The sequence below is a fragment of the Actinoplanes sp. ATCC 53533 genome (assembly GCF_003947245.1).
This window is the reverse complement of record NZ_QHHV01000641.1, coordinates 1-627: the sequence shown is the minus strand read 5'-3', so window position 1 is coordinate 627 and position 627 is coordinate 1. Positions and strand designations below refer to the sequence as shown.

At 68.6% G+C, this 627-nt stretch carries 1 pseudogene; it reads right to left on the bottom strand.

Annotated elements, in window-relative coordinates:
• Positions 1-627 (bottom strand): annotated as a pseudogene (locus DMB66_RS62315) (hypothetical protein); the annotation flags it as partial.

Genomic DNA, 627 nt, shown 5'->3' with positions numbered 1-627 from the left:
CGTAAACCCGAATCCTGTCCACGCGAAGTTGCCGTCCTCGCCGATCATGTCCGCGAGTGCCTGCGCCTGGTCCAGCCGGCGCCAGGCCTCGTCGCGGTCCGTCTGCCGCGATGCGATGATCGCCGCGATCAACCAGAGGGAGCCGGCCACCGAGGCCAAGGTCGGACGGTCAGGTCTGGCTTGCCGCTGTGTCTCTTCCGCCATTCGGACCGCTAGCGGCTCCGCGTCCTCGGGTCGCTCGCTGCGCAGCAGAGCGCAGACCACCTGGTAGGCCGCCATTCCTCGCGCCGTCATCGAGTCGGCCTCAACGGCGGCCGACGCGCACCGGTCCGCTGCCAAGAGGCTCAGGTCGCCAGCACCGACCTTCGTCAACAGCTTCGCTGCCACGGCATACGCCGACGAGTAGCCGAGCAGAGCATCGCGCCGTTCGTCACCCACAGCCGTCCGGTGCAGCACATCGGCGTCGGACAGCAGGCTCGGTAGCCCGGCAATCACGTCCTCGTACCGTGCGGCCTGGTACGCCTCATGCGCGGCAGTCACGGATGCGTTCAGGCTCGGAGGCGCTATCGGCTCCAGCGGGGCGATGCCCAGAAGGTTGTCGTAGCGGGAGAGGAAGCGCCGCACCTC